Source organism: Ilumatobacter nonamiensis YM16-303, assembly GCF_000350145.1.
GTDB lineage: Bacteria > Actinomycetota > Acidimicrobiia > Acidimicrobiales > Ilumatobacteraceae > Ilumatobacter_A > Ilumatobacter_A nonamiensis.
This window is the reverse complement of the sequence record NZ_BAOL01000285.1, coordinates 1-2,998: the sequence shown is the minus strand read 5'-3', so window position 1 is coordinate 2,998 and position 2,998 is coordinate 1. Positions and strand designations below refer to the sequence as shown.

1 protein-coding gene and 1 pseudogene are annotated in these 2,998 nt (G+C 66.0%); one reads left to right on the top strand and one right to left on the bottom strand.

The window, feature by feature from the left end:
* Nucleotides 1-92 precede the first annotated feature (92 nt).
* Nucleotides 93-2,642, top strand: coding sequence for a bifunctional diguanylate cyclase/phosphodiesterase (locus ON45_RS21930; RefSeq protein ID WP_051063468.1), 2,550 nt, complete (start codon nt 93-95; stop codon nt 2,640-2,642).
* 78 nt (nt 2,643-2,720) lie between these two features.
* Here ON45_RS21930 and ON45_RS23285 read toward each other — a convergent pair.
* Nucleotides 2,721-2,998 (bottom strand): annotated as a pseudogene (locus ON45_RS23285) (hypothetical protein); the annotation flags it as partial.

Genomic DNA, 2,998 nt, shown 5'->3' with positions numbered 1-2,998 from the left:
GCACACTGGGGCGGAGCACACTGGGGCTGACCGGCGCTGACTGCGCGCCGGAGCCGGGTATCGTCGGAACCTGAGACTTTCAGGAGGTGGGCATGACGGGCGTCGAGCAGGACGAATCGTCGCTGGACGCGGCGCGTCCACCCCGCCGCGAAGCGGGCCAGAAACGAGCGGTCGCCGAGGTCGTCGCCCTCTCGATCGCACTCACCGCGATCGCGTGGGCGCTCGCGTCGAGGATCGAGACAGTCCAGGAGCCGGTCGTCGACGGCGGACCGTGGACGCAGGTGATCCTGTCCGTCGCGTTCGGGGCCACTCTGCTGACGGTGTTCCGAATCGAGTTCCGCGGCAACGCGATCCTCTTCTCGTTGTCGGAGATCCCGATGATCTTCGCGCTCGTCTACCTCGACCCGGTCGCGGGCGTCGTCGCGCGCCTGGCGGCGAGCGCCGTTGTCTTCGGCGTGGTCAAGCGGCCACCGCTGTACAAGCAATTGTTCAATCTCGCGATGTTCACGTTCGAAACGGCCCTCGCCTACATGGTGATGCGCGAACTCCTCCCACCGATCGGAATGTCCGACCTCCGGCTCGTGCTGTCGGCAACGGTGGCAGTCACCGTTGCGGGCGTCTTCGGCTCGATCGCCGTGGCGTTGGCCGTGTCGCGCTTCGTCGGTGACACGCTGCGTCACATCGTCGACGAATTGAGAGCAGCGTGGGTGCTCGTCGTCAACGCCGCGATGGCCGGCGCGATGTTGAGCCTCTACCTGGTCTCGAACGTCGTCGCATTCCTCGCGATCGTTCCCATCATCGCTCTCTGGTACATGATGCGCCGACACGGAATCCTCGCGCAGCGCCTCCGTGACCTCACCGCCATCTATGGATTCGCGGGTCGCGTCGGCCGATCGCTCGATCTCGACGAGATCGGTCGATCCGCGGTTGCCGAGGCAGAACGGCTGCTGCGCGCCGATCTCACCCTGCTGGTGCTCGCCCATCACGAGTCGGGACCGGTCTTCTCGACATCGGACCTTCCGGTCGACGCCGATCAGGACTGGCCAACCGATTGGGCACCGTGGATCGGCGCGAAGAACGCCGAACTGACGACCGGTCGGGCTCTCACGTCGAGTGGGATGATCGGCTTCAGCCGGTGCGGCGACGTCATCGTCGCTCCCGTCGACGACGAGACCGGGCCGATCGGCATCCTGGTGATCGCACGTCACGACAGCGCCGACAACCAGTTCTCGAGCGATGACCTGGCGCGCGCGACCAACCTCGCCGAGCAGCTCGGCTCGAGCCTGCGCAAGGGCATGCTGCACCGCCGACTGCAATACGAAGCTCGCCACGACTCGCTCACCGGACTCCCCAACCGACTCGCCCTCCAAGTCAAACTCGCCGATCTCGACCGAGACTCGTACGGTCGGAGTGCCTACGTGATGATGATCGACCTCGATCGCTTCAAGGAGGTCAACGACACGTTGGGACACCATGCCGGCGACGAACTGCTCATCGAATTCTCGCGCCGACTCGCGTCAGAACTGGGATCGGACGACTTCCTGGCGCGATTGGCCGGAGACGAGTTCGCCGTGGTGACCCTCGCAACGAGTGATGACGATGTCCTGGCGTTGGCGCGACGCTGCATCGCCAGTGCCTCCCGCCCCATCACGCTCAACGGCCTCTCGTTGGTGGTGACCGCAAGCATCGGAATCGCCCGCGCCGACGCCGACAGCACCAACCCCGAGCTGCCATTGCGCCATGCCGACATCGCGATGTACGACGCAAAGGCCCGACGCGTCGGAGCGGATTTCTATCGCGAGGAGGCCGATCTGAGAACGCCGGGACACTTGTCGATGCTGGGAGACCTCCGCACGGCGATCGAGAACGGCGAACTCGACGTCGAGTTCCAGCCCAAGCTCGACCTGGCGAGCACGACGATCACCGGTGTGGAAGCGCTCGTCCGCTGGACCCACGACGTGCGCGGCATCGTGTCGCCCACCGACTTCGTCCGGGTCGCCGAAGAATCGGGGATGATCCGACCACTCACCAACGTGATGTTGACACTCAGCATCGCCGAGCTGCGCCGACTCCACGACAACGGGCACCACCTGTCGATGTCGATCAACCTCTCCACTCACGACCTGCTCGACGCCCACCTTGCGTGGCGGGTCGCAGAGGAGCTTCGACTCCATGATGTCGACGCGAGCTACCTCACGCTCGAGATCACCGAGTCGTCATTGCTCGTCGACGCCCCCAGAACCCGAGCGACCATCCAGGAGCTCCACGAACTCGGCGTCCGCATGTCGATCGACGATTTCGGCACGGGATACTCGTCGCTGAGCTACCTCCGCAAACTCCCCGTCAGCGAATTGAAGGTCGACCAGAGCTTCGTCTCGACGATGATCGTCGACCAGCAGGACGGGGTGATCGTCCGCTCGACGATCGAACTCGGCCACAACCTGGGCCTCGAAGTCGTGGCCGAGGGGGTCGAGACCGAACAGATCCTGGAGCGGCTCCGTTCCTTCGGCTGTGACGTGGCGCAGGGGTATGCGATCTCGCGCCCGCTGGCCGCAGAACAGTTCCATGCCTGGCTCCACACGTCGAAATTCTCGACACGCCAGGTCGATCCCACCCGCCCGGGCACGTGGGGCTCCGTCTGACCGGGTCGACCAACGCATGGGCGGGCACGCCCTCGGGACCGGCACGGCGAGCTCGCCGTGCCGGTCCCCGGTCGAAGGTCACTTCCCGACCGAAGCGGGCGACCTCCCCGCCCATCGGATCGCGATGCCGGACAGCAGCAGTCCGGCGGCGAAGACGATGAGCACCAACGGGGTGCTTCCCGTTCCCGGCAGCGAGTCCTGCGGCCCGGCCGAGCCCGTGGTTGCGCCGCCGCGGAACGACTGAGACGCGCCAGCAGCTCGGTCTCCCTGCCGGCCGTCCTGTGGTTCACCTTCACCGCCGGCTGCTCCGCCATCGTCGTCAGTGCCGTCGTCGTCGGTGCCGTCGTCGTCGGTGC

What these genes read in the sequence shown, in the direction of transcription:
- ON45_RS21930 (WP_051063468.1), top strand. Translation starts at nt 93, where the DNA reads ATGACGGGCGTCGAGCAGGACGAATCGTCGCTGGACGCGGCGCGTCCA.